This is a genomic window from Methanoculleus chikugoensis, from assembly GCF_019669965.1.
Classification (GTDB): Archaea; Halobacteriota; Methanomicrobia; order Methanomicrobiales; family Methanoculleaceae; genus Methanoculleus; species Methanoculleus chikugoensis.
Genome location: NZ_AP019781.1, coordinates 1988584 through 2013389, shown reverse-complemented (window position 1 = coordinate 2013389; position 24806 = coordinate 1988584). Strand labels below are relative to the sequence as shown.

25 protein-coding genes are annotated in these 24806 nt (G+C 61.0%); 14 read left to right on the top strand and 11 right to left on the bottom strand.

The genetic code is table 11. The annotated features are described in order from the left end of the window. The first annotated feature begins 127 nt into the window (after positions 1-127). The gene (locus MchiMG62_RS10130; RefSeq protein WP_221056851.1) at positions 128-1210 is read left to right on the top strand and encodes a class I SAM-dependent methyltransferase; all 1083 of its coding nucleotides are present in this window, start codon (positions 128-130) and stop codon (positions 1208-1210) included. Between the two features lie 283 nt (positions 1211-1493). Here MchiMG62_RS10130 and MchiMG62_RS10125 read toward each other — a convergent pair whose 3' ends face one another. From MchiMG62_RS10125 to MchiMG62_RS10085, 9 genes are all read right to left on the bottom strand, one after another. Further along, positions 1494-2009 (bottom strand): T3SS (YopN, CesT) and YbjN peptide-binding chaperone 1, encoded by a 516-nt coding sequence (locus tag MchiMG62_RS10125; protein ID WP_221056850.1) that lies wholly within the window; start codon positions 2007-2009, stop codon positions 1494-1496. Positions 2010-2031: 22 nt separating this feature from the next. Beyond that, positions 2032-3084: a S1C family serine protease gene (locus MchiMG62_RS10120; RefSeq protein WP_221056849.1), complete on the bottom strand. Its 1053-nt coding sequence runs from the start codon at positions 3082-3084 to the stop codon at positions 2032-2034. A 394-nt stretch (positions 3085-3478) separates the two neighbouring features. Next, a complete protein-coding gene (locus MchiMG62_RS10115) occupies positions 3479-3985 on the bottom strand; it encodes an IS5 family transposase (protein WP_221056848.1) in 507 nt (168 codons plus the stop codon). Next, entirely contained in the window at positions 3898-4272 is a 375-nt protein-coding gene (locus MchiMG62_RS10110) for a transposase (RefSeq protein ID WP_221056847.1), read from the bottom strand. Before MchiMG62_RS10110 ends, MchiMG62_RS10115 begins: the two co-directional genes overlap by 88 nt. Positions 4273-4372: 100 nt before the next feature. Next, on the bottom strand, positions 4373-5158 hold the full coding sequence (locus tag MchiMG62_RS10105; RefSeq protein WP_221056846.1) for a DUF1828 domain-containing protein: 786 nt from the start codon (positions 5156-5158) through the stop codon (positions 4373-4375). A 3-nt stretch (positions 5159-5161) separates the two neighbouring features. Beyond that, the gene (locus MchiMG62_RS10100) at positions 5162-5647 is read right to left on the bottom strand and encodes a hypothetical protein (RefSeq protein WP_052379696.1); all 486 of its coding nucleotides are present in this window, start codon (positions 5645-5647) and stop codon (positions 5162-5164) included. A 649-nt stretch (positions 5648-6296) separates the two neighbouring features. Next, on the bottom strand, positions 6297-6542 hold the full coding sequence (locus MchiMG62_RS10095) for a hypothetical protein (protein ID WP_221056845.1): 246 nt from the start codon (positions 6540-6542) through the stop codon (positions 6297-6299). A gap of 153 nt (positions 6543-6695) precedes the next feature. Beyond that, positions 6696-6941, bottom strand: a complete 246-nt coding sequence (locus tag MchiMG62_RS10090) for a type II toxin-antitoxin system MqsA family antitoxin (RefSeq protein ID WP_054848606.1) — start codon at positions 6939-6941, stop codon at positions 6696-6698. Next, the gene (locus MchiMG62_RS10085) at positions 6938-7168 is read right to left on the bottom strand and encodes a DUF4258 domain-containing protein (protein WP_243671073.1); all 231 of its coding nucleotides are present in this window, start codon (positions 7166-7168) and stop codon (positions 6938-6940) included. Before MchiMG62_RS10085 ends, MchiMG62_RS10090 begins: the two co-directional genes overlap by 4 nt. A gap of 312 nt (positions 7169-7480) precedes the next feature. Here MchiMG62_RS10085 and MchiMG62_RS10080 point away from each other — a divergent pair, with 312 nt between their 5' ends. The 5 genes from MchiMG62_RS10080 (at position 7481) to MchiMG62_RS10060 (ending at position 12938) form a co-directional block, all read left to right on the top strand. Beyond that, the gene (locus MchiMG62_RS10080; protein ID WP_221056844.1) at positions 7481-7987 is read left to right on the top strand and encodes a hypothetical protein; all 507 of its coding nucleotides are present in this window, start codon (positions 7481-7483) and stop codon (positions 7985-7987) included. A 75-nt stretch (positions 7988-8062) separates the two neighbouring features. Next, entirely contained in the window at positions 8063-9220 is a 1158-nt protein-coding gene (locus tag MchiMG62_RS10075) for an AAA family ATPase (RefSeq protein WP_221056843.1), read from the top strand. Positions 9221-9413: 193 nt separating this feature from the next. Continuing rightward, the gene (locus MchiMG62_RS10070) at positions 9414-9692 is read left to right on the top strand and encodes a hypothetical protein (protein WP_221056842.1); all 279 of its coding nucleotides are present in this window, start codon (positions 9414-9416) and stop codon (positions 9690-9692) included. Continuing rightward, positions 9689-10030, top strand: coding sequence for a hypothetical protein (locus MchiMG62_RS10065; protein ID WP_244987681.1), 342 nt, complete (start codon positions 9689-9691; stop codon positions 10028-10030). The genes MchiMG62_RS10070 and MchiMG62_RS10065 overlap by 4 nt, the downstream gene beginning before the upstream one ends. After that, positions 10023-12938, top strand: coding sequence for an MTBMA_p00010-related P-loop-containing protein (locus tag MchiMG62_RS10060; protein ID WP_221056841.1), 2916 nt, complete (start codon positions 10023-10025; stop codon positions 12936-12938). Before MchiMG62_RS10065 ends, MchiMG62_RS10060 begins: the two co-directional genes overlap by 8 nt. A gap of 261 nt (positions 12939-13199) precedes the next feature. On the opposite strand, the gene MchiMG62_RS10055 is transcribed toward MchiMG62_RS10060, so the two are convergent. Next, positions 13200-13412 carry a type II toxin-antitoxin system HicB family antitoxin gene (locus tag MchiMG62_RS10055; protein WP_054848290.1) on the bottom strand — a complete coding sequence of 71 codons (213 nt, stop codon included), beginning with the start codon at positions 13410-13412 and terminating at the stop codon, positions 13200-13202. A 364-nt stretch (positions 13413-13776) separates the two neighbouring features. Here MchiMG62_RS10055 and recQ point away from each other — a divergent pair, with 364 nt between their 5' ends. After that, positions 13777-16065 (top strand): DNA helicase RecQ, encoded by a 2289-nt coding sequence (gene recQ / locus MchiMG62_RS10050; protein ID WP_221056840.1) that lies wholly within the window; start codon positions 13777-13779, stop codon positions 16063-16065. A 376-nt stretch (positions 16066-16441) separates the two neighbouring features. On the opposite strand, the gene MchiMG62_RS10045 is transcribed toward recQ, so the two are convergent. Further along, positions 16442-17191 (bottom strand): winged helix-turn-helix transcriptional regulator, encoded by a 750-nt coding sequence (locus MchiMG62_RS10045; protein ID WP_221056839.1) that lies wholly within the window; start codon positions 17189-17191, stop codon positions 16442-16444. A 139-nt stretch (positions 17192-17330) separates the two neighbouring features. Between MchiMG62_RS10045 and MchiMG62_RS10040 the strand changes: the two genes are divergently transcribed. The 7 genes from MchiMG62_RS10040 to MchiMG62_RS10010 all read left to right on the top strand — a co-directional run bounded on the left by MchiMG62_RS10040 (position 17331) and on the right by MchiMG62_RS10010 (position 24341). After that, entirely contained in the window at positions 17331-18905 is a 1575-nt protein-coding gene (locus tag MchiMG62_RS10040) for an outer membrane protein assembly factor BamB family protein (RefSeq protein ID WP_221056838.1), read from the top strand. After that, positions 18902-19627, top strand: a complete 726-nt coding sequence (locus MchiMG62_RS10035; protein ID WP_221056837.1) for a hypothetical protein — start codon at positions 18902-18904, stop codon at positions 19625-19627. The genes MchiMG62_RS10040 and MchiMG62_RS10035 overlap by 4 nt, the downstream gene beginning before the upstream one ends. Positions 19628-19664: 37 nt before the next feature. Further along, a complete protein-coding gene (locus MchiMG62_RS10030; RefSeq protein WP_221056836.1) occupies positions 19665-20414 on the top strand; it encodes a peptidase associated/transthyretin-like domain-containing protein in 750 nt (249 codons plus the stop codon). After that, on the top strand, positions 20411-20944 hold the full coding sequence (locus MchiMG62_RS10025) for a DUF8121 family protein (RefSeq protein WP_221056835.1): 534 nt from the start codon (positions 20411-20413) through the stop codon (positions 20942-20944). The genes MchiMG62_RS10030 and MchiMG62_RS10025 overlap by 4 nt, the downstream gene beginning before the upstream one ends. 138 nt (positions 20945-21082) lie before the next feature. Next, the gene (locus tag MchiMG62_RS10020; protein WP_221056834.1) at positions 21083-22699 is read left to right on the top strand and encodes a PQQ-binding-like beta-propeller repeat protein; all 1617 of its coding nucleotides are present in this window, start codon (positions 21083-21085) and stop codon (positions 22697-22699) included. Further along, the gene (locus MchiMG62_RS10015; protein ID WP_221056833.1) at positions 22696-23238 is read left to right on the top strand and encodes a hypothetical protein; all 543 of its coding nucleotides are present in this window, start codon (positions 22696-22698) and stop codon (positions 23236-23238) included. The genes MchiMG62_RS10020 and MchiMG62_RS10015 overlap by 4 nt, the downstream gene beginning before the upstream one ends. Next, positions 23235-24341, top strand: coding sequence for an outer membrane lipoprotein-sorting protein (locus MchiMG62_RS10010; protein ID WP_221056832.1), 1107 nt, complete (start codon positions 23235-23237; stop codon positions 24339-24341). Before MchiMG62_RS10015 ends, MchiMG62_RS10010 begins: the two co-directional genes overlap by 4 nt. The last annotated feature ends 465 nt before the right edge of the window (positions 24342-24806 follow it).

Below are 24806 nucleotides of genomic sequence, written 5' to 3'. Positions count from 1 at the left end.
TCAAATTTTTCGTTGATGATATATGAGTATGACCGCATCTGGAAGTGTGGGTGGATCGCCGTTATCTCTCTAAGCAATATCGTACAGCACACGGCTTTCTGAAGTAAAGAAAAATTTTTATGGAAATGTGAACAGTAAGTCGATAGCGTCCTTGGAGAGATCTCAAATGACAAGGGGTAGTGATGGGATCTATAGATGCAAACGTGGCCTCCACGGGATTGGAAAAGTCATCGATAAGAGTAAATGGGTTCACCGTAGCGTTCTGCCATCTCTTTCAGAGGAAGAGCAGATCCTCGTCAGTAAGGCACTAGATGTCCTGGAAATCCATCTTCCCCCTCCTGACATCGATATCATCGTGAAGATCAATATTCGCGAGGGGCTTGTGACCTTTACCCACTCTAGCGACTGGAAGACCGCAACCGAACCGATATGCGGTGATATGGTGGGCGTTAAAGATCTTTACAGTGATCGACCCGTTATATTCCACCGGAAACAGAAAGGAGTCCCGAATATCTACCATCACAAATGGATGTTTGTGGATGACGACTACTTGGGATTCGATGTACCGGACGCGATGGAATGGTCTGAGATCTGGGAGAATCATCCGGTTGTTAAGGCACTCATGGCAGATAAAAATGAATATTTCCGACTTAAGATCGGTAAGCAGGATTACTGGCAGGAAAAAGTGCTTGACCGGATCGGCGTTTCTCCCACGTATGAGGAGCTTATCAATAGCACGTATATTGACCGTGGTCGAAGTGCCCCGAATAATATTATCCCAAAATATCTCCCCCTATTCGCGAAAAAAGCTGATAAAATCCTGGACTTCGGTGCAGGTCTTCATGCCCGTCATACGTTATGGCTTCGCCAGCAGGGGTTTGATGTCACCGCTTACGATTGTGGGGCTAACGTTCAACCCGGTCTCCACGATCCAGAAGCGCTTGGCAGGCAATATGACATCGTGTTCGCGTCAAATGTGTTGAACGTGCAGCCAACTGTACCACACCTCATCCGGATCCTCGATCAAACGTATAGTCTTATCAAGCCCGGCGGGGTTTTTTTCTGCAATTTCCCGAGCACTCCCAGAAAATGTAACGCCATCGTCACCGAGCAGGATCTCACGGATATGCTCAATGAGCGATACACAGAGGTGATTTGTCTGCAGGGAAGGAACTGGATGTGGAAGTGCATTAAGGATATAAGTATTTAATTCGGTGACATTCTAAGCACTGAGAATGCCTTCAGACCTAATTAGCATTACGCCTGATTTTCTTGTGAACTCTGAGTATTACCGCTGATTGTCTCGTCCAGACTATAGCGTGAACCAAGTCGATCTAATGAGCCACATTTGCTAAGAGGGCAGTTGTGAGTCCTCAGTTTTAGATATCTGAAAATATTTGGTGGTTAACGTGTGGGATAATTAAAGATACTTTTCAGGAAATAGATTGATACAGTTGAAAGTACTTGATGTTAAATTCCTGCATTTTAAGTAACTATCCTCTTGATTTGGATGTTCCGCCATATTTAGCGATCAGATAGTCATCAAAGTCATCTGCAAGTGACATTACATTATGAATTGCATAAGGAACTAGATCTTCCTCAAATTTGGTAATCGACTTCGTGATGCCAGCGATGATATAACTGCCGTTTATCCCAAAACGACTCTCGTTTGGAATAGTGGCATTAATCTCTAGTAACTCCCTCATCAGGGGAACAATTAGATCCCTATCAGAGGGGAGTTGCATTACGAATGCATGGGCATGTAATACTACCGATTTCTCTTCGATTGTTATGCCTACCATACCTATGGCAGATCCCTTTCGAATTGTCCGCCAACCATTCTCGTCGGTGTACCGCTCAGGGTCGCCATATCCAATTTCCCTCATAAACTGATCTATCTCAGATTCAAAAAATAATTTGACCCTGTACAATGTCTCGTAAGGAATATCATCTGTGACTATATGGACATCCTCAAATTCACTTACTCGTTTTGAAGTGCGATTGCTCATTTTAACACGACACCTACATTTATCAATCGAGTTGGAACTGATACCCACAATTTATGCAGAACCAATCGCTCCTACAGTTGTAATCAAGAAACCCGCATGATGGGCATAGAAGAGTTCTCAGTGAGCGACTTTTTCCGTAGGCAACAGCATCTCGGAGATCTTCAAGAACATAATCTATGGGAATGGAAAATTTAGCAGCATCGTAGTTTCCTATGCCCCAAAGGTTGACTCCAACTACCTCTCCTTGCTCGTTAATGAGCGGACCGCCTGAGTTGCCATGATCGATCGCTGCATCGGACTGAATGCATTCAACTTCGTTGTGTTTCACGCATGGGTTTGCCACAATTCCTTTGGAAATAGTATTTGGAAGTCCTGCAGGGCAGCCAATGGCGTAAACGGTTTGAGAATAATGAAGGTCTCGTGGATTTCCGATAGGAAGCGGAGTGTATCGTTCGTCTTCTAGCAACCATAATAGTGCATAATCGAGTTTTCGGTGACCTTTAACGATGATGGCCTCCGAAACTTCTTCATTTTCTTTTTCCGCGTATTGGCGGATTAACACACGGCGGTCTGAATGTGCTCGGGAAGCCACAACGTGAAATGCTGTGACAACGATTCCTGTTTCATGAGCAATGAACCCTGATCCGGTTCCTTTGTCCGTAATCACTTGAACGGTGGCATCCACTGCATTTTGTATAGCATGCTGAGTGGAGCGCTTTGGTTCTGAGTAGTTAGATTTGGTGATGCCCCCTGACCGAAAAACAGGGGAATTGAGTGACATGATTTTTAGGGTATCATTACAATCGAGATCTTTGTCAAGTGGAAAATACGCAAATAAATTGTACTTATGCAGATATAGCTGAATGTCCTGCAGAGCAGTGTCATTATATGACTCATATCCAAGGCCTTTAAGGAGGTTGCTTAATCGAATATTAACTATATTGTCCTGGCTTATATTCATCTCATACATTATCTGATTTATTATGGGATGAGGTGGCGCAGTTACATCTTTCCTTGAAGCAATATTTGATTCTTGAACACTAGAAGTCTTGTTTTTCTTCCAGAAAAATGCCATATATAACAAGTTTTTCAAGGAAGTACAGGGCTATAAATGTTTCTATTCATTCTTCTTCATGGGTGTGGTTGGCGTACTTTTCAGTGGGATAACTGAAGGCCTGTTCCTGCTAGACCCTTCTTGGGTCTCGGAACCTGGGGAGCGAGACCGCGATATCCCGCTTGAAGGGGCAGGGTTGGGTCGTGGAGCTGGGTGAGAGAGATCGCCTGGCGCCCTTCCTGCTCGCATAATTCAAGATTTACCGGCTTACAGCTGATTTGGTGCTGTCGACGGCACATCGTGCCAGCGGCAGCCGTATTCAGAATCTACAGCATGCTGCTAAACAGTCTGCGGGGTCGCATTGGGGCCGGCCGATGTCCGGCTTTGTTGGTTGGAGATCTTTTTGATAATGAGGTCATCCCAATATTCTCGCGATCATGACACTGCATGCCAGGTGGATCAGGCCCATGAATGAGTGCTCATACCGCTCATATCGTGGAACAATCTTCTTAAACGCTTCAATCCAGCTGAAGAACCGCTCTACTGCGTTGCGCTTCTTGTGGAGTTCTGGATCAAACCAGAATGGCCTCCCTCGTTTCGGCTGTTTCCGCGATCTTCGGTTGACCAGGATGTTGCTCTTGATTCCCTGGTTCCGGTTGTACTGACGAATTTCCCGGGCATCGTAGGCCGCATCTGCCGAGATGACCGCAGGACAATCCTGCACCTTTGGAATCTCGAATGCTTCGAGGGTTGGTTCGTAGAGCCGGGAATCATGGACATTGGCCGGTGCAACCATGCAGGCAAGTGGGAGACCATGCCGATCGACCAGAGCACTCAGCTTGCTCCCTTTTGTCTTTTTATAGCCATCATAGCCGGTCGATCCCCTTTTTTTGCCGGGATATCCTTGGTATCTGTCGCACAATGGGAGAGATCGATTTTTTTGATCTCGTACCCGGTTCGGAGCAGGTCGAGGAAGATCGCCTGATACACTCCTCTCTCGCAGAGTTCGAGGTGGTACCGATGAACCGTCGATTTGGTGCCGTAGTTCGTTGGAACATCGAGCCAGGAGCATCCGGTGGTCAGAACGTACAGGATGCCGTTGATCAACCCGCGGAGGTCACACCGCGGGCGGCCAATGTGCGGCTTCGTTGGGGGGAGGTATTTCTGAACAATCTCCCAGAGATCGTCGTCAATTTCCCGGAATACCATGATCCCCGGATTTATCCGAGAGGCCTTATAATTATAGGATCACCTCCACGTGATGAAAGGGGGATTCCTCCCCCGGGCAGAGCGGGACACCGCTGCAACCTCAGCCGGAAGCCGTCCCGGCCATATCCCGGAGGTGCTGCATAATCCGGTCTTTGTTCCCCGGCAGGTTTGAGAACTGCTTATCGCAGACATCGCTGAACTTCGCGAGGGCCTTGCGGTTGACCTCCTCCTGATCCTCGAATATGCCGACCGAGACGAAGGGCCGCCCCCACTTCTCGAACTGCAGGATGTTTATCGTCGCGTCACGGACCCGGTCGTCGTTCGCGAGCGCAAAGATGTAGATCGGCCTCTGCATGCCGTTGATCCTGCAGTCAACGGTGTATTTCCCTTCCGGATCATGCTCGGGATCGTGCCAGTCAAACTCCCTGCGCCCCTCAGGGACAGCCTCCTCGATGAGCGCACGGAGATCCTCCTGGAACGTGGAGTAGACGCGCGATCTCGACAGATACGTAAGATCCGATATCCGGATCAGCGCCTGGATGAAACTCCAGAGGGCATCCCCAAACCGGTCGCCTGTGATGTGAATAGCGAGCTCGCCCCGGTTGTTCTCCAGCCCGAACCGGGACAGCACACTCGCGATCACCTTCTGGCGGGTTCCCCGCTCTAACTCCCTTGCGTCGATCGAGTAGGTCAGGTGCATGAGGGTATGCCCCTCATCCGTCAGCGTCCAGGCGCCGTCCTCATCCTTCAGGACGATCGCGAGGTTATCCCCATCGTCAAAGACAAACGGTGTGAAGACCCGATACCGGTTGATACCCTCCGGGCGGAGATGGATCTGGCTGCAGACCTTCCTCCGAAACTCCTCTTCGATTGCCTCGATTGCCATCGGTTATATCCCCCAGTCGGTAAGATCCTTCGTGGTTACCGCTGAACCCTCAAACCCGCAGTCGTTGAACATGCTCTTCAGCGCGCCGTGGTGATCCGAGTACCGGTCTGTCGGAACCGCATACCCATCCTCGTTCCAGCCCGCGGTCTGGTAGCGCTCTGTTGCAGTATGGATGTGGAAATCATAAAACTTCTCCTGCTCAAGCCTGTTCGTGTGTTCGTGACTTTTCCCGTTATATCGGCGTAGCCGGAACACCTGGTTTGTGTTTGGAATGATATAGCCGAGGATCACGGAGAAGTCCAGCGAGTTGAATAGACTTTGCCGAAATATTAACCTGAACCGGGATTGATTCGCACCTTCTATACCGATCTCGTACTCCTTATGGCCGCCCTTCTCTTTAGGGCGAAATCTCCTGGAGAAATCTCCCGGCAGCGGCTTGGCCTCTCTGAGTAACGCATCGATCTCATCATCAGTGAGCCGCAAATTCATTCAGGTAGCCTCCACCTGAGTACTATTTCATTTCAATGATTCTACGGTCGCCGGGGAGAAAGATAACTATTTCCATAACCACGGGTGTGAGAACCGTCCTCCGCATATGGAGAGCGACTCGACTCGCTCGGGCTGAATGAGCGGCAGATCGCCTCCATACACTACCTGAAGAGCGGGGGCTCCATCTCAAATCAGGAATATCAGCACCTCTAAAGTGTTAAGAAGTCAACCGCAACACGGGATCTTACAGATCTTGTTTAACGAGGAATTTTCCGTAAAGAGGGGACGGCAGGAGCGGGCGTGCGCTACTCGCTGAGGTATGCAACGGTAGAGGGATCGTAGAGGATCAACGTAGGTCAAAAGGGATCATCAATTGGCCCATAATGGGCTCATCCATGGTTGCAGTGAATACTCGAAACCAGAGCAGGTGCATCCAATCCCCTGAAACTACCACTATGGGCGTTTTGTAATGGGCTCACGTCTCCCGCCGATTGCAGCCGGCATGCCCCCAACCGTACTCCGGGCAAACCGGGGGCCGAACGGCAGGGCGAAGACGCCATGTCCTTCTACCGCGTATTCCTCTCCGGCGGGGTGTAACTATGCACAGGAAACATCGTATGGAACAGTGACTCATCCAGTCTCTCTGGACTCACCCCCCGCCGAGCACCTTCACAATCACCGCCACCACCCCACCCACGACCCCGCCCGCCCCGGCGCCGATCGTCGAGACCCTCCGCTCTTCGCCCACCTTCTCCGCCCGCCAGCCCTCCAGCGCCCGGATCCGGGCCTCAAACTCCTCGTCCTGGGCCTCCATCCGCTGCAACATCCGGCAGATCCACTTCACGTCCCGGTTCGTCTCGTAAACGAGCTCCCTGGTGGTCTTCTCCTCGGTCATCCTGGTACCCCTCCTGGAGAACAGTAGGAGGGGAAAGAAAAAAAGCCTGACCGTAACGGTTATGTGCAGAAAAAAGGGCGGAGCGTTGCGCATCCGGCCGTGACCGGCTGGAGGATGGTGTGTCAGGTCCGAAAGCCACCGCGCCTTCCGGCTTCACCCGGTGAGTTCAACCTCGCCTGCCGCGAGAGGCCGGCAGCAAAGCCTGCCGCTATGGAAATCTTTCATCACGGCATCGATCTTGCGGGAGACCTCCGCGCTGTAGTATGCCTCGCCGCACCGGTCGCAGATGAAGGCCGGGACATCCCGGATGACGATGATCTCATCCCCGACCCGTGCAATGAACTCGGTCTTTCCTTCCTGCAGGGTTCCTTTACAGAGGGTGCATCTCTCTGGAATCATTCTTTCTCTCTCCTCGTTCGCGCATCGATCCAATGTTCATCATCCGGCATGTAGGCGGTGATGACCCGGAGATGATCGTCGCAGATACCAAGTACTACATGATATGCGTGGTCGCGTATAAAGCCGAGCATGAGTGCGGAGGGACAGGGCTCGTCATCAGGATATGATTCGATAATTTCACCGGCCCTGATCGCTAAAAAGAGGTCATCGGTGGAGATGTTACGCATCAATACATCCTGACCCGGGCATGGTAGGAGATGATGACCGAATCCTGATCTACCAACCTGATGATCCTATCTCTGCTGCGATTCACGTCTCTTCTTCCCTTGTGAATCACTTCTCTCTTCCGAAAACAAAAACATTCCCAACTGGTAGTCTGTTATGAGAACCGCTTCCATGGCCTACACCTTTGTTGAGGCCTTTTTCCGTCCTATCCCCAATCCACCCTCCCCGATAAAGTCAGACTGATACCCTTACGGGTCGACCCTATAGTTGTCTGTCACATTCCCGGGAAGCCTGGCAGGCAAGGAGAGCCAACCATGGCAGACTTCGTGCAGACTACCGTGAACAAAACGGCGGTCCGGGACCTCGCCGTCCCGATCGCCAGCGTAACGTCGTTTAACAACCTCATCCAGAGCGTCATCGACGACAACCCGTTCGGGTGCGTCGGGTATACCGGCGCCGACGGGCAGCCGGTGGCCGCGGTCGTCCGCAACCGCGAGCACTACACCGCGAAGGTGAACTTCCTCAACGGTGAGGGCAAGCGCGTCGGGACCGTCTCGATCCAGTCCCCGACGATCGCCGCGTTCGAGGCGAACGCCGCCGAGGTCATGGGCAACGCGGCCCTCGAGGCCGCGATGGGCGGCGAGGCCGTCCGGAACGCCCCCGGCGAGACCTACTACGCGCAGCTCAAGTGCCACGACCCGTCCGGTGACGACTACTACGTCACCTTCACCAGAAAGACCGTCCGGATCTCGTCCTACCAGGACGACGCCATCCGGAACGCGGTCGAGGCCTGGGCCGACACCGTCGGCTCGCTGGACTGAGGGGGCTTTTGCCCCCTTCACTTTCATCCTGCGCCCGGCTCCTTGTTATCAACTGACTCTTCTCCACTCTCCCCTATGACGCATTCCCCTCTTCTCCGCAGCGACCAGACCCTCTTTCGCGACCCGGACGTCTTCGAGTTCACGTATCTCCCCGACCACCTCCACCACCGCGACGCCCAGGTCCGGGAACTCGCCTTCCTCCTCCGGCCGGCCCTCCGGGGCGGGAGCGTCCTCTCCGCCGTCCTCCGCGGCCCGCCGGGGACCGGGAAGACCACCACCGTCCGCCGGATCTTCCGTGAGGTCGCCGAAGAGACGCAACAGGTAATCCCGGTCTACGTCAACTGCCGGCATAACCACACCCCGCTCGCCGTCTACGGGAGCATCTTCAAACAGGTCTGCGGCTACCCGGCGCCGTTGGCCGGCCGGTACCTCGACGATGTCAAAGAGGGGATCGCCTCCCGGCTCCAGGACCGTAACGCCGCGCTCGTCGTCTGCCTCGACGACGCCGACGAACTCATCCCGGCCGGGACCTACAACCTCCTCCTCTACCAGCTCCTCCGGCTCTACGAGAAGTGGGACGTCCGGAAGGCAGGGGTCTTCGCGGTCACGAGCAACCTCGGCCTGAACCTCGGAGCCGAGGCCGATGCGAGCGTCCGGTCGGTCTTCCACCCGACCGAGATCACCTTCCTGCCCTACTCGAGGACCGAGATCCGCGAGATCCTGACCGACCGGGTCCGGCAGGGTCTCTACCCCCGGGTGCTGCCGGCTCCGCTCATCGACCGGATCGCGCAGATCGCCGCCGGCGAGCAGGATGTCCGGGTCGGGATCGACCTCATCCGGCAAGCAACCCTCCGGGCGGAGAAGGACGGCCGCCGCCGGGTCACCCACGCCGATGTCACCGCAGCCGCCCGGGCGGTCACGGCGCCGGCGCTTCGGGCCCGTGCTACGAGGCTCTCGGAGGCCGAGCGGGCACTCGCCTGCTGGATCGCGGAGCGATCCCGTGACGGGGCGGATATGGCGTCGGGGGCGGTCTTCGAGGCCGCACAGGAGTACCTCCCGGTCGGGAAGACAACCTACCACGAGCATCTCAACGCCCTCACGAAGGCCGGGATCGTCGATCTCGTGCCCGGGGCGGGCCGGGGGAGGGAGGTCCGGCTCCGATACAATGCCGGCGACGTGGCCGCCGCCTGTAAAGCCCCGGACAAAACCTGCAAGATCCCGAACTGGGCATGAGATCCGGAAATCCCGGGTCCTGCCCGGGATTGGAGTTCCTCATCAGATACTCCTTTTTTGAACGGTTGCAATAAAGCAAGGCTTATATGGAGCCTGTTGTTTTTTCCGGGATGGTTGACTCACCCTTTTAACCGGCAGTTCCCGATGATGGTGTATGCGCCGGAGAGAACGCCGGTGCAGGGAGTAACAGGAAATGCAACCAGAAGCAACCCCGGACAAACGGAATCCGGGAGGTACCGAACCGAAAGCCAGCGGCGGCAGCCCGGACCTGAAGTGCCACCACGCGCTCCGCCAGGCCGCCACTGGTATTTCTGTCCCGGAAGAGATAAACGTCTCCCCGGTCCCGCTCTTCCTCGTCCCGCGGGTGGTGGCGGACGAGATCCGGCGGCACGGCCGGGCGGTCCGCGAGATCACCGTCCGGCGGACCCGGAACCACCAGTATCTAATAAACGTTGAGCGGGGGCGGCCATGATGGAGCCGGGTACCCTTGCCTGCACCGCAGCGGGCGGGCTCATCGTCCATGTCGAGGCGGAGCGTTGCCGGATTGCACCCGAGGATCTGCGAAGCCTGATCTTTTCCGGCCGGCCTGCCCCGGTGACGCGGGAGCGGGTGCGGCGGACGGGCAGCATCGTCACCTCGTCCGTGACGATCGAGGGGCATGCGGCTGTGAACCACGCGGGGCGGGCGGTGGTATTCCGCCTTCGCGTCGGGTCCTGGATTGTCCCGCTCGTCAGCCTCCAGCGGGTCGCCCGCGGGGAGGCGGCAAGCGCTCCCCTCTTTCCCCTTATCGAGGTGGAGTTCTATGAGTGAGGAACTCCGCCGGGCCGTAGGGCTCCTCGCCAACGGCGTAATCGAAGTCCGGGCGCTCGCCGACGGCGTCGCCCACTCCGGCTACTTCGACGACTATACTCTGCTCGTAGAGCGGGTCGAGGCCCTCGACGCCGATCCGGCGGTCGCCGGGATCTATGTCACCCTCAATGATGTGAACCGGGCTCTCCTCGCCCGCAGGGCAAACCGGATCAAGATGCGGCTCTCCCGGAAAGACGCGACCACGGCCGACGCCGACATCCTCCGCCGGCGCTGGCTCCCGGTCGACATCGACCCGGTCCGGCCGAGCGGGGTCTCCTCGACGGATGCCGAGCACAATGCGGCGCTCAATGCAGCGGAGCGGATCGCAGGCTATCTCGCCGAGCAGGGGTTCCCGGACCCGGTGCGGGCCGACTCCGGGAACGGGGCGCACCTCCTGTACAGGATCGACCTTCCAAACGACGAGACGGCAACGGAGGTCGTGAAGGGTGCGCTTGCCACCCTCGACGCCCTCTTCTCGAACGAGGCCGTCACCGTCGATACCGCGAACCACAACGCCGCCAGGATCTGGAAACTCTACGGGACGCTCTCGCGGAAGGGTGACAACACAGTGGAGCGACCGCACCGGCGGGCAAGGATCCTCTCTGCACCCGGTGAGATTGGTGTCGTTCCCCTGGAGCGGTTGCAGCATCTCGTAGGACTCCTCCCCCGTGAAGAACCGAAAAAGAAGGGACCCGGCATCGACCTCGCCGCCTGGCTCGCGGAGCACGGGATCACCGTCCGGAGCACACGGCCTTACCAGGGCGGGACCCTCTTCACCCTCGAGAGCTGCCCGTTCTCGGCGGCACATAAGGATGGCGCCTTCGCGATCCAGTTTGCGAACGGCGCTGTCTTCGCCGGCTGCCACCACGCGAGCTGCGGCGGGGGCGCCCAGCGCTGGCCGGAACTCCGGGGGATATATGAGCGAAAGAAGCGAAGCCCGCGGATAAGAACAAAGGAGCAGGGGCCGGGACAGGAGGAGCAGCCGGCGCCTCCTCCTACCGTTGCGGAGGATACGTACCGTGAGCGTGCCCTTGCGATCCTCAAGAACGGCGACCCGCTCGCCTTCCTCCTCGGGACCTTCAACAAGAGCCACGTCGGCGACCGGACGGTTGCGGAGTGTCTCGCGATGTCTCTTGCTTCGCAGTCGGTCGAGAACACGAACGGGCTGCATGTCGCCGTCTCCGGGAACTCAGGCAAAGGCAAGACCCACGCCTGCACGACGATGCAGAACCTCGTCCCGGAAGCCTACCGGCTCAGGGGCACCGTATCCGACAAGGCGCTCTACTACGACGACGACCTCCGGCCCGGCACCGTCCTCCTCTTCGACGACGTCTCGCTCTCCGTCGATCTTCAAGAAGTTCTCAAATCCGCGACCGCAAACTTCCGGGAGCCGATCGAGCACCGAACCCTCACGACCGAGCGGAAACTCCGGGTCTGCACCATCCCGGAACGGTGTGTCTGGTGGCTCGCGAAGGTCGAGGATATGGGCGACGACCAGGTGATGAACCGGATGCTGACGGCCTGGATCGACGACACCGTCGAGCAAGATAAGCGGGTCTTTGAGCACATGAAGGAGGCGGAAGCGGCCGGCCGCGGCCCGGCAAAGGACGATATCCTCACCTGCCGGGCGATCTGGGAAGCCGTCAAAGCCGATGTCCTCACCGTCCGGATCCCGTTTGCCCGGCGGATCCAGTCCTCGACGACCCAGAACCGCAGAAACCCGGGCATGCTCTTTGACCTGATCAAGTGCCGGGCCCGGCTCTTCTACCTCCAGCGCGACCGCGACGGCGACGGGGCGGTGATCGCCCGGCCGGAGGACTTCGTGGCGGCGGCAAAACTCTACGCCGCCCTCTCCGGGACGGCCGGGGGCCAGGAGACCAAACTGACGAAGAACGAGGCGGCGGCGCTCGCGACGGTCGCGCAGATGGGGGTCGAGGTCTTCACCGTCCGGCAGCTCCAGAGCGCCCTCGGCCTCTCCTATTATCAGACCCGGCGGCTCCTGAACGGCTACGTCAGCCGGGGAACACCGTACTCGGGTCTCCTGGAGAAGTGCCCCGCGATCAGCCTCTACGACGCCACGGTAACACAGAGCGATGATGGCGGGGTCATGATTCGCCGCCGGGAACAGTACTTCACGTTCGACGTCGGGGTCTACCGGGCCTGGAGCGGGGGAACCTCGGTCTGGCTGGATGACGACCCGGACGGTGGCAGCAATGGCAGCAGATTGCAGCAGAATGGCAGCACCTGCTGCCAACAAGAGAACTGCCGGAACAACGAGGATTCCTGGAACGAGGTTCAGAACCCTGGGATAGATCGATCTATGCACCTCTATGTACAGCAGAATGAGAGGACGGAGAGCACGGGCGAGGAGGCTTCCGGTGACGGTCGGGGTGCCTGTGTTTCCGGCACTGCTGCCAATGAATCGGCAAATTCCGTGCATCAAGGCGGAAGCGTAGATCCGGGCAGGGATATGGCCGCACTCATTGGCAGCACCTGCTGCCAGCATGCTGCCAACGTGCTGCCAATGCCGCCTCCGGTCACCCCCGCGGACTACATCCCCCTCCCGGTCGCAAAGGACGAGCCCTGCCACATCTGCGGCCGGCGGCCGACGTCGTCGGTCAAACGCGGCGGAGGGCTCTACCTCTGCTACGACTGTCTCAAGAGAGCAAAACGGCCGGCGAAGGTGCAGCCGCTCCCGGGGATGCTCGACCACCGTCTCTTCGAGAGAACAAAGGTCGAACTCGGCCGGTGCGACGTCTGCGGGACGGGGAAGGCGGTCTACCGCTCGCGGGAGGCGCAGGCTAAGGTCTGTGAGGGGTGCTATGCGAGGCTGGTCCGCGAGTGGAACGGCCGGGAGGGGGTGAGGTGAAGGAAGGTGCGTAGCACCTGAGTTTGAGCACCGCCGGGTGCGATTAACGACGCGTGCCCCGCCAGGGGCAGGCGGAGTTTGAGAAACCCCAGGGGGTTTTTGAGTGACGAAGGTGCGTAGCACCAGAGAGTCCGTGAAACTTCACGATCACCCTCGATTTGAACTGTTAGGTATTTTCTAACAGTTGCATCACGGGTCAACTCGCCGCTTTCGTAGATGTTTTTCAGGTGTACGTTCACCACAGTCTCGCCCGATACCGGCTTAAGCCCGGGCACCCTCGGTCACCTCAAACGTCGTGACGATCGGCCTTCTTCCGTCTTCCGGCGGGAATTCCTCTGAGTACAGCTCCGTAGCTTCTTTGAGGTTGGCTACAGCCTCCTCTACCGTCCGGCCCCGGCTGACGGTGCCGACCTCCGGGCACTCCGCGACGTACATACCCTCTTCTCTGTAGAGCACGGCCGCGAACGTCCTCATGTTCTCACCGATCGGCGCCGGAAAGGCCACCACGAACCGGTGTACCCGGGGTATCTATACTGGAGAGGGAGACGCATATTCCGGGATGATATGCCTCCTCTCAGGTCCGCGATGCGGGCTCTCCGTGATGACCCGGCCGCGACCGGCGAGCGCTGGTAAGCATGGATAGTGACGAGGGTGTCCCGGTCTGCAACCGGTTCGGGATGGTTTGGTGCGGCGCTTCTGGTGCACACCCTGTCCCGGCCCCATGCGACCGGTCTCCTCAACTTCGTTGCATGCCCTCCCGGTCGGGCGTACGGCAGGGATTAGAACCCGGGGGTAGTTGGCAACCCTCTTATCACTGCGGATGTAACCACTCTCTCAAATGGATCCCCTCTACGCAGCGCTCGAACAATACTACGGCTACTCCTCGTTTCTTCCCTTCCAGGAAGAGATCGTCCGCGACATCCTCCGGAAAAAGGACGTCCTCGCCGTCCTTGCGACCGGCGGGGGCAAATCCCTCTGTTACCAGCTCCCGGCCCTCGTGACCGGCGGGCTTGCCGTCGTCGTCTCGCCCCTGATCTCGCTCATGAAGGACCAGGTCGACGCGCTCGTGACGCAGGGGGTCCCCGCGGCCACCCTGAACAGCTCGCTTCCTTACGATGCGATGGTCCGGACCCTCGCGGACCTCGAAGCGGGGCGGCTCCGCCTGCTCTACGTCTCGCCGGAGAGGGTCGTCCAGCCGCGGTTCCTCGCCACCCTCCGCGAGGCGGGCGTGACCCTCGTCGCCGTCGACGAGGCCCACTGCATCTCCGAGTGGGGCCACCAGTTCCGGCCGGAGTACCGGCAGTTGAGTGTCCTCAAAGAGAACTTCCCGGATGTCCCGATGATCGCCCTGACGGCGACCGCGATCCCCGAAGTCCGGCAGGACATCGTCAGGCAGCTCAACCTTGCGGACCCTGCGGTCTACGTCGGGAGTTTCAACCGCGAGAACCTCCAGTACGCCGTCGCCGGCAAGAAGGATGCGTATCCTCAACTCATCGACTACCTGAGGAGCAACCCGGACCGGTCGGGGATCATCTACTTCTCAAGCAAGAAGCGGACGGAAGAGATCGCGGAGCGGCTGCGGGACGACGGGATCCGCGCCCTCCCCTACCATGCGGACCTGCCGGACAACTACCGCCACCGGGTGCAGGAACAGTTCATCCGGGACGAGATCGACGTCGTCTGCGCAACGAACGCATTCGGAATGGGGATCGACAAGCCCGACGTCCGGTTCGTCATCCACTACGACATGCCCAGGAGCCTGGAGGCGTATGCGCAGGAGACCGGGCGTGCAGGGAGGGACGGCGAAGCGAGCGACTGCATCCTCTTCTACAGCCCGGGAGACCGGCGAAAGAACCTGATCGCGCTTGAGAACGACTGCCTGGACCGTCCGGATCTCTACTCGCTCACCGTGCGGAAACTCAACGATATGATAGCTTTCTGCGAGACCGTCCGGTGCCGCCGGGAACACCTGCTCAGGTACTTCGGCGAGACCTTCACCGGCGTGCCGTGCGGGGCCTGCGACATCTGCCTGGTGCCGGGGGAGTTCATCGACGGGCGGGAGATCGCCGAGAAGATCGTGACCTGCATCGCCGGGCTGCCGGGAACATTCGGCGTAACGCACATCGCCGATCTTCTCGCCGGCTCAAAAAACAGTAAAATCCTGGCGAGGGGTCACCAGAATCTCCCGTCGTACAACTCCGGGCGCGAGTACTCAAGCGATCAGTGGTCTTCGTTCATACGGCAACTCATAGCAACGGGCTACCTGGACCAGAGTTCCGGCCGGTATCCGGTCGTCACCGTAAACGAGCGGAGCCGGGCCATCCTCTCCGGCGACGAGAACGTGCGGCTTGCGAGCCCGAAAGAGTCCCGGGCACGTGGGGGAATGAAAGATCGGGACGAGAGGCCTTTTGACGCTGAACTCTTCGAGGACCTGCGAGTCATCCGCAAAAGGCTTGCGGATGACCTGAGCATCCCGCCCTACGCGGTCTTCCATGACAGAACCCTGAAAGAGATGGCTCGCCGGTATCCGCAGAGCCTCGAAGCGTTTGCGGCTATCCCCGGCGTCGGGAATGCGAAACTCCAGAAGTTCGGCGAGATATTCATCGCTGCGATCGGTAGCCGCCGGAGCGGTCGGCCCGGCGGTGAAGTGCCGGAATGCCCGCCCGCTATGGCCGGAGAAGGGAGGATGCTCGCTGCAGGGGACGCGGCGGCAACTCCCGGCGGCGAGCACCCTGAACCCGCGGTGCAATCGGGCACCCCGGACCATCCCCGCACCCCCGACGAGATCCCCGACGACCGCCTCCTCGACGAGGCCTATGCGTTGCAGGGCTACATCCGGGAGCTCCGCGAAGAACTCCGCGAGGCCGAAGAACTCCACAAAGCACTGCTGGAGAGAGCGCGTGGGCTGGGTATCCGGGAGAACGAGGCCTACGCCGTAACGACGGAGATCAGCCGGCGGCGCCATATCGTCACGGAACGGTTCTACGAGCGCTACCCGGAGGTCTTCGTGAAGATTGCGAAGGTCACGATCGGTGCCGCCGAGAAGGCGGTCGGGAAGGAGGCGCTCGAGGAGTGCGTCGAGTACGAGGAGTCGGAAAGGCTCAGCGTCAGGAGTAAGGCTCCGTAGGAGGGTTCAGCCGGGCACCGCACGGGATGGCGCGGAGCAACGGCTCTCCCCCGTCGGGATATCGGAACCGCTTCTCTCGACCGGTTGCGATTGGGCGTACAACGTCGCCTACAACGCACCCCCCGGGCCGGCCGGGCGTTGATGTTTGCAAAGGGTTGCCGTCCGGACGGTGCAAACCAACATCCGGTGAGGTTTGCCCGGCTCTTCCCCGGTGAGGGTGACGTTCTCATCTTCGACCGCATGCGTCGTAAACGGCACAGTTCGGTCTGCGGCCGAAGCGGAATTTGCGGTGAGCGCAGGTGAGGCTCCGGTGCAGAATACTCCCCGGGTGACGTCATCTCGGCCCGGAACGCCGCCCACCTCATCGCCGTCGAAGTTATTCCGCCGTATGACTGCCGCCCACCCGCTCCCCGACAAACGCTGCCGAATCTCCCGAGAGGGTATACCGAACGTCCGCCCCGCTCTTCTCCCGGAGCACGACCCCGTCGCCTGAGAGGCGCCGCAGGTGCCACGAGACCGACGAGGCGGTGATCCCGAGCCGTTCGGCAAGGTCCCGCCGCGACGCCCCTGGTTCCTCCAGCAGCGTGAAGAGGATATCCCGGGTGTTCGGGTTTTTGAGGTGGATGAGCACCTTCGCTTCGAGGGGGGAGTACCTCTGCCGGTTCTCGAAGTATCCCGTCTGCCCGCCGACGGCGGCGGCGGCGACCATCCCGAACTCCTGCAGTATCCCGAGGTGGTAGCGTAAGGTTCCCCGGTTTATCCCGAGGTCCTCGGCGAGGGTGCCGAGGCGGATGCCCGGGTGAGCGCGGATGTGGTCGTAGATCGCCGTCCGGGTCTCGTGCTCGAGCGCGGCGCGTTTTGCAATCCGGCGGTAGCCGAAGAAGAGCCAGACGTTCAACAGTAACAGGACGTTCGCGACGACCACGAGTTCGGGCGCGGTTCCGATGAGCAGGCTGGTAATCAGGATCTGGGGCGGGACCTGCCACCACTCGATGGGCGTCATATCCTGTGGCGGACGGTCGGATATGTAGTCGCCGGCCGGCATGACCGTATAGCCCGCGGTTGCGCAGGAGGGGAAGGCAGAGAGAAGGATGATCAGGATTACGGCAGCCGGCCAGCGTCGCATACTCCAGGAATCGGAGTGAGGAAGCATTACTTTTACGTTTTGCCGGCGCCCCTTCCTGCCCGGCTTCAGGGAAAACCGGGGCTCGCGAGTAGACGGCCGGCACAGAAACCGTATATAATCCCGCGTCCCAGTTTCCCCTATGATGGAGGGAGAGGCGCCTGGAACGGATCGCCGCCGCATCGCCGCCGTCTCGGTCGGCATCGGATTCCTTGCCGGGGCGGCCGTCCTCGGGGTGGTGGAGGCGCTCTCACGGTGCTGGAGCGCCGCGTCCGCCTACAACCAGGGTCTCCTGGGGGTGGGGATCACGCAGACCTTCGTCTCGGTTCTGCTGGTCCTCTTCTTCGCCGGGTTTCTTGCGGTCTACGCGGGCGGCACCGCCTCCCGGAGCGCCCGGCTCCTCTCCGCGCTCCTCGCCGGCGCGGTCGCCGGATTCGCCGCCCGGACGCTCCTCTTCGCGGGCAACCCCGCCTACCTCGTCCAGTCGCTCGTCGCGGCCCCGGGGCAGGTTCTCCTCCTCGTCGGCGGCACGATGCTCGTCGCCGGGCTCGGGGGACTGGTCGCGTCGTTCCTCGACCCGGAGCGGCCGTACCGCGACCTTCTCCCGGTTGCGGCGGTCGCCGTCGCGTTCCTCGTCGTCCCGCCGCTCCTTGCGACGGCCGGCATCGCCGCGGGCGTCATCCCGCCCGCGCCCTACTCCGGCGGGGAGCCCGCACCAAAGACCGACATCCTGGTTCTCAAGGTCTCCGCCGCAGGCGACGTCGAGTGGGAGGCGCGGGTTGATATCGCCGCCTACGACCAGCCCGACGTCCTCATCGAGTACCCGGGAGGCTACGCTCTCGCGGTCACGGAGTACGGCCGGGAGGGGAGCACGGCGCATATCCTCACCTACGGCGACCGCGGGGACGCCCGGGACCGGCTGGCCATCAAAGCCGGGTTCGGCCGCGTGACCGCGCTCGTCCCGGCGGACGGCGGGGAGTTCCTCGCGGCAACGGAGAGGCCCGGAATCGTCCGGGTCGGTGCCGGGGGCGAGGTGCTCTGGGAACGGTCGTTCGCCGGCGAAGACCAGGGGATGGTGCCCGTCTCCCTCCTCGCTCAGGGCGATCGCTACGTCGCGGCGTGGGAGGATAAGATTGCCTGCTTTGACGATAACGGCACCCGGCTGTGGGAGGTCTCGCTCGACGGCGGCATCAACTACCATCCAATCTATCAGGCCCCCGGGGGTGGGGTGCTCGTCTTTGTAGAGGGACAGAGCGCCTCTGCCGGCGGCGATGTCGAGACCTGCCCGCAGGCCGTCCGCCTGGACGGGAACGGCACCGTCCTCTGGACGCGGGACTTCGGGAGCGGAGGGTTCAACGAACTCCTGGGTGTCCGGGAGACAGCGCCGGGAGAGTTCGCGGTTCTCTACCGGTCGGTGACCCACTCCGGGAACTTCTGGGGCGGCACCGAACGAGTCAGCCACGGCCACCTCGCTACGCTCAACGACGACGGCGAGGTGACGGGCCACCATGCCATCGAGGGCAGCGGCGGTGCCGTGATCCCGGCAGAGAACGGCTACCTCTCGGTCACCGCCGCCGGTACGGGCGTCACGCTCGTCGGCAGAGACGTCACAGGCAGCGAGGTCTGGCGGCAGGAGCAGCCGTTCGACCTCTACTCGTTCCGGGGCATCGGCACGGCGGACGGCGGCTACCTTATTGCCGGGAGCGTCGCCGCATGAGAGACCGGTGGCTTATCCTCGGCATCGTTATCGTGGTAATCTTCGTCTTCTGGCGTGCCTCCTACGTCCCGCCCGGCTATGAGATGATTCACTACGAGACCGTCCCCGTCCTCCCGGTGGAAGAGTACGACCCCCCGTTCATCGAGATCTGGGAGGCGATGGAGGCCGAGATCCCGTTCGAGAACGAGACGGCAAAGTCGCCGATGCTCGTCATGGAGTTCGATAGGAACGGCTCGTTCACCTACATCCAATTCGCGTTCTTTGCCGATATGGAGGGGGAGTCCTGGGTCCACTCCGCCTTCGTCCTCCAGAACGGGAGCGCCTACCTCTCGTCCCAGCGACTCGATCACCGCCCTCCCCACGCCCACCCGCTCGGGGCTCTCGCTGCCCTCGATGAGATTCCGTTCGATCAAATCTCCTACGGCACGAAGGGAATGAGCCTGAAGGTCTTCTACCACGAGCAGAACCGGACCTACGACGACACCTACAGAAACATCTACGCCGTCGAGAACGGCACCCTCCGCCCGCTGGAGTTCATCTCCTTTGCCACCACGGAGGTCTGGAACACCATCGAGATCTACCCGAGGGACCCGCCGGACGGAAACCGGACGCCGACCGCCATCGACGAGGACCCCCGGGCGCTGGTCGTCTTTCCTCCCCGGGAGATCGCCCTGGCGGAGAGAGTTTTGTACGCGGAGACGGACGGCACAGAAAGGGTATAAACGATCCCTTCCCATCCCTCTTTCAAGGAGCCGGACTATGAGACGAACTATTCTGACGATCCTCTGCATTCTCGCGCTGCTCATGGCGGCAGCCCCGGCGAGCGCCGGGGAGGAACCGGTCGAGACCTCGACGTTCCTCTCGATCACCTCACCGAAGCAGTACGAGACGGTATGGAGCGATCTCGTCCCGCCCGAGGTCACGGTCGTCGGCCGGGCCGAGGCCTCGAACGGGATACGGGACGTCGTGGTCGAGAGCAGCGCAGGTATGGTCTCGTGCGGGAACGCGACCAACTTCTCCTGCACCGTCCCGGTCGCGGAAGGCAACGAGACGATCACCGTGACCCTGATCGACAACCTGGGGAAGACCTCTGAGGCGGCGCTGCACGTCTACGTCAACGTCGATATCCCGCCGCCGCCGTGGATCTCCGTGATCGGGACGGTGAAGGACGCCGACGGCCGTCCGGTCCCGGACGCAACGGTGAGGTCCGAGTCAGTCCTCCCGCTCGCCTGGGGGCCGCATCCCGTGACGACCGGGACCGCCGGCGACGGCGGCTACCTGGTCGAGAACGCATTCGGCTACGGACAGAACATATCGGTCGAGAAGGAGGGCTACCTCCCCCTGCACCGGGAGGTCGTCTTCGAGAACATCACCAACCGGCTCGACCTGGAACTGGAGCCGGAGCCGCCGCAGGCCCGGACCGCTCCCGGGTTCTCCGCCGGGATGGGCATCCTTGCGCTCGCGGGAGGGCTGCTCGCCGTTCGAGCGCGGAGGAGGCGTGAAGGGTGAATCGCGCATACCGGTTCGGGGCGGTGGCTCTCGCGGTCGTTGCGGCGGGACTGGTCTTCGCGTTCCTCGTCCCTCCGGTTCAGCTGACCGAATACGATGCCACCGGTGACGAATTCAGGAAAACGGCAATATTTCTGCATGACGGCAGGGAGGTCTTCCCCGTATCGGTGCTTAATGAACCGCTCCCCGCTTCCGGCCGGGCACGACTGGTTGTCGAACTCGGGGATCGTGCAGGGATACGTATCGAGAGCGTGACGATCGGCATCCGGGGTTCCACGGAGGCATACCTGGAGGCTCTCGGCGGCGATTTTCCGGTTATCCGTTTTCAGCACGCAACCGACGGCGGATACGGGAGCATTCTTGAGATCCCGGATACGGGGGTTCAGGGCAACGGGGCGATGATGATCCCGTTCCTCCTCCAATCTTATGGGGACAGGACGGAGAACCTGACGATTGATATCGAGGCGGGGCTTTCGGAGACGGGTTTCCCGTGGCGCCGCTACGAGGCCCGGCACAGATTCGAAGTCTGACCGCTGCTCTGCAGGGTAGATGGTCCGCACAGAAGAGATATATAGCGCCCTCCCCCATCGCTCATTAATAGGCCTTCCGTTCTGCCGGCAGACGTGCCGGACCGATGTTTGACGAAATTGGGAGGCCGGAGTGTTCCCATGAAGTATCTTCACGTTATCCTCATCCTCTGCCTCTTCATCCTCCCGGCGGCAGCTGCCGGGACCCCCCGCCCGGCCGAGAGCCCGGTGGAGGCCCCCGTCGACCGGATCGAGATCGACGACGCGGTGAAGCGGGCGTCGCCCTACTACGTCATGCTCGCCGGGACGGAAGACGAGCGGGAGAACCTGCTCGGCTACATCGACCGCTCCCCCCGCTCCGCCGAAGAGAAGGAGGCGTTGAAGGAGTCCCTCCGTGAGATCTGGCGGAAGTATCCGGTGGTACACGAGAGTGAGGGTGCGGTGACCCGGATCGCGTTCGACCCGTCGGCGGGGGAGAACCCGGTCCTGACCGACGAGGAGAACGCCCGGCTTGCCGAGATCGCCCGGGCCATGGCGGAGGCGTTTGCCACCACGCCCACGGGCACGCAGGCCACCTGGTACGATCTCTCTGTCTGGCTCGTCAAGACGGACGGGCGGGGGAACGAAGTCTGGAACCGGACCTACCCCGGCGGGGATAGTGCGGACGTCGCGTCGGTGCTCCAGATGGACGACGGGGGATACCTGATCGCCGGAAACACCGGGTTCCGGGACGCCCTGCTGATCAGAACAGACGCCGACGGCAACGAGGTCTGGAGGAAGACCTACGGCGGGCCGGACTGGGACAGCGTGCGTGCCGTGGTCGCGACCGACGATGGCAACTACATCGTCGCCGGGAGCACCGGATGGACGCCGGAGAAGGATACGCGCAGCGCCTGGATCTTCAAGGTCGCGCCGGACGGCCGGGAGGTCTGGAGCCGGACGTTCCCGGGGGACGGGCTCTTCTCGACGGTCGCCATGACCGGTGACGGCGGGTTCATCCTCGGCGGGAAGAGGACGTCCGGGACCGACAACGCATGGCTGGTCCGGGTCGACCGCGATGGGAGAGAGGAGTGGAGCCGGTCCATCGGCGGCAACGGTTCCGGGCTTGTGGACAGCGTCATACCGACCCCGATCGACGGCGGCTACCTCGTCGCGGTGAGGAACCCCTGGGAAGCGGATCGTTCCGGGACCGCCGTGCCCATCCGGCTGTTCAAGACCGATCCGGCAGGGGAGGTTCTCTGGACGAAGACGCTTGACGGGATGGACGGCGGCACCGGCGCGGTTCTTCTCGAAATCCCCGGCGGAGGCGCCGTCGGCTACCTCGTCGTCGGCGGGGCGTTCCGCCCCGGAAGCGACTTCCCCGGCCCCTGTCTCATCAAGATCGGCGGGACCGGGAATGTCGCCTGGACCGTGACGCCGGAGATTCCCGGCATCTTGGTCACGTCGGCGGTCGCGCCGTCTCCGGGGCAGTATGCCTTCACCGGCACGGTCTACGCCGGAGGGCCGCACGACGGGTGGCTGGTGCTCCTGGACCATACGGGAAACGTCACGGCTGCCCGTTCCTTCGGCGGTGATGCGACCGACGATATCTCGGCCCTTGCGGCGACGGACGACGGCGGCTATGTCCTCGCCGGCACGACCCGGTCGTTCGGGGAGAACGGGTGGACGGCGCCCGCTCGCGCCCCCGGGTTCGGGACGCTCGCGGCGACGGCTGCCTGCGGGATCGTGCTCCTCTGCCGCGGGGTGAGGCGGGGATGAAGCCCGAACCGCTCATCGCCGCGAGCGCGGTCTTCTTCTTCCTCTGGGCGGTCATGCTGGTGACGCTCGCATCCCATGGCTCCATCGGCTCCGGGAGCGTCATATTCCTGCTCTCGCTCGTCTCGCTCGCCGGGTCGGTTCAGTTCCTGCGTGCGATGCGGCGCGAGTCGCCCCGGTGGTTCCGGGGCATCCCGTTCGTGGCCGTCTGTACTGCTCTTCTGCTCTGGACGGGGGTCGCGGCGCGGGCTGTGCCGGATCATTCCGGGAACCCCGCCTTCCAGATCATGTTCCTTCTCCCCCCGGCCGCGGCACTGCTCCTCTCCTCCTTCCCGGACGACTGCCGGAAGAGGGTGCGGATGCCGACCGTCGTCGTCGCGATCCTCGGCATCGTCTCGCTCTTCCTGGCCTTTGGTGCGTTCCTCATCCCCCCTCCCGTGCCCGCACCGGGCGTCATGGAGTTTGTCGGACCCCTGTATGCCCTCCTCCTCATGCCGGTCGTCGGGCTGCTCCTTATCGTGGCGGGGGCGGCCTGCCGATGAAGCATTTGACAATCTCGCTCCTCCTCGCCCTCGCCTGCACCGCCGGGTGCCTCGGCGCCGCCGCGGACCCGCCGCCGGCGGACGAGATCGCCGCCCGGTTCGTCGCGGCGGAGGAGCAGGCGATGGACTTCTCCGCCACCGTATCGGTAGCGGCCGGTTCCGAGAACGTCACCGCGAGGCTGTTCCGGAAAGACCCCGGGTGCTACCGGCTCGAGTACCTCGAGCCCGCAGACCTCGCGGGAACCGTCGTCGTCTCGAACGGCACCCGGAAATGGCGCTACGACCCGGCGACGCAGACGGCGCTGACGGTCGCCGGGCCGTATATGAATGCCGCCTTCTCCGAACCGCCCTACCCCGGCTGGGCGGAGGGGGTCCGGGGGTATACGGAGACGGTCGCGGAGTCGCTTGCCGAAGAGAACGCCTCGTACCGGGGCACCGAGATCGTCGACGGCCGCACCGCCTATCTCCTTGAGGTTGCGGGTGACTCGAAACTCTTCGAGGCGCCCACCCGCTACCGGGAGGCGGTGCACCGCCTCAAGGTCCGGATCGACGCCGAGACCCGGCTCCTCCTTGGCCTGGAGATGTACGGCAACCAGGGGAACCTGATCCTCGCAGCCGATTACACCGATCCTTTGGCGAACACCGGGCTCCCGGACGACCTCTTCGCCTTCGACCCGCCGGCAGGTGTCGAGGTCCGGCCGATGCCGACGGCCGCGATCACCCCGCTCTTCTTATGGGATATCGAGGATGCCCGGCGCTCTGGTGTGGAGATGCCGTCCTCCCTCCCGGGGGGGTACGTCTTCAGGGAAGGGGCGCATCTCCCCGGCGCCTACACCATACTCCGGTTCACGGACGGCAGTAATGACCTGGAGATCGTGAAACGGCTGCACGACCCCTACCGGGAGGAAAGGGCGCTCCCCGGGACGCCTGAGGCGGTCCTCCTCTCCGACGGCCGGGAGGCCGAGTACGTCTCCGCCGGCGGGAAGGACCAGCTCCGCTGGCGTGACGGCGAATACTTCTACCAGGTTACGGGCGACATGTTCGGCAAAACTGAACTCGTGCGGGTGGCGGACTCGGTAGAGGCTGCGCCGGTTCCGGCATGAACCCGGCGGACGCGCCCTATCGAGCGCGGTCGCTACGCAGCTAAATGAGAATCACCGCACCCGGATGAGCGTGGCTTCCCGGCCGGGCGGACCCGTGCCATGGGGTGTTATAGGGGTCCGGTCTCCGCGGCACGGGGAGATGTTTCACATCTTCCCGTGCCGTTCCCCTCTCCGGAGACTGGTGACCGCCTGTTCTGCCCCCCCTCATCCCTGCCGGTCAAATGGGAGGTAACGCGTGTGGATTGAACTGAATTGGTAATGAGACACCTGTTATGTGGAATGAGACGTGATCTGATATTGATATCCGGTAAGTTTGTAACGATCGCCTGAAGGATTGCGATGAATGTTAACGGGCGTTACCCGGTTTAACAGAGGACACCGTGCCAACAGGCAACTACTCTAAGACCCGCCTTATAATAATCCTTTCCATTTGTTATTTTAACGATATGCCTTTATTTTGAATAA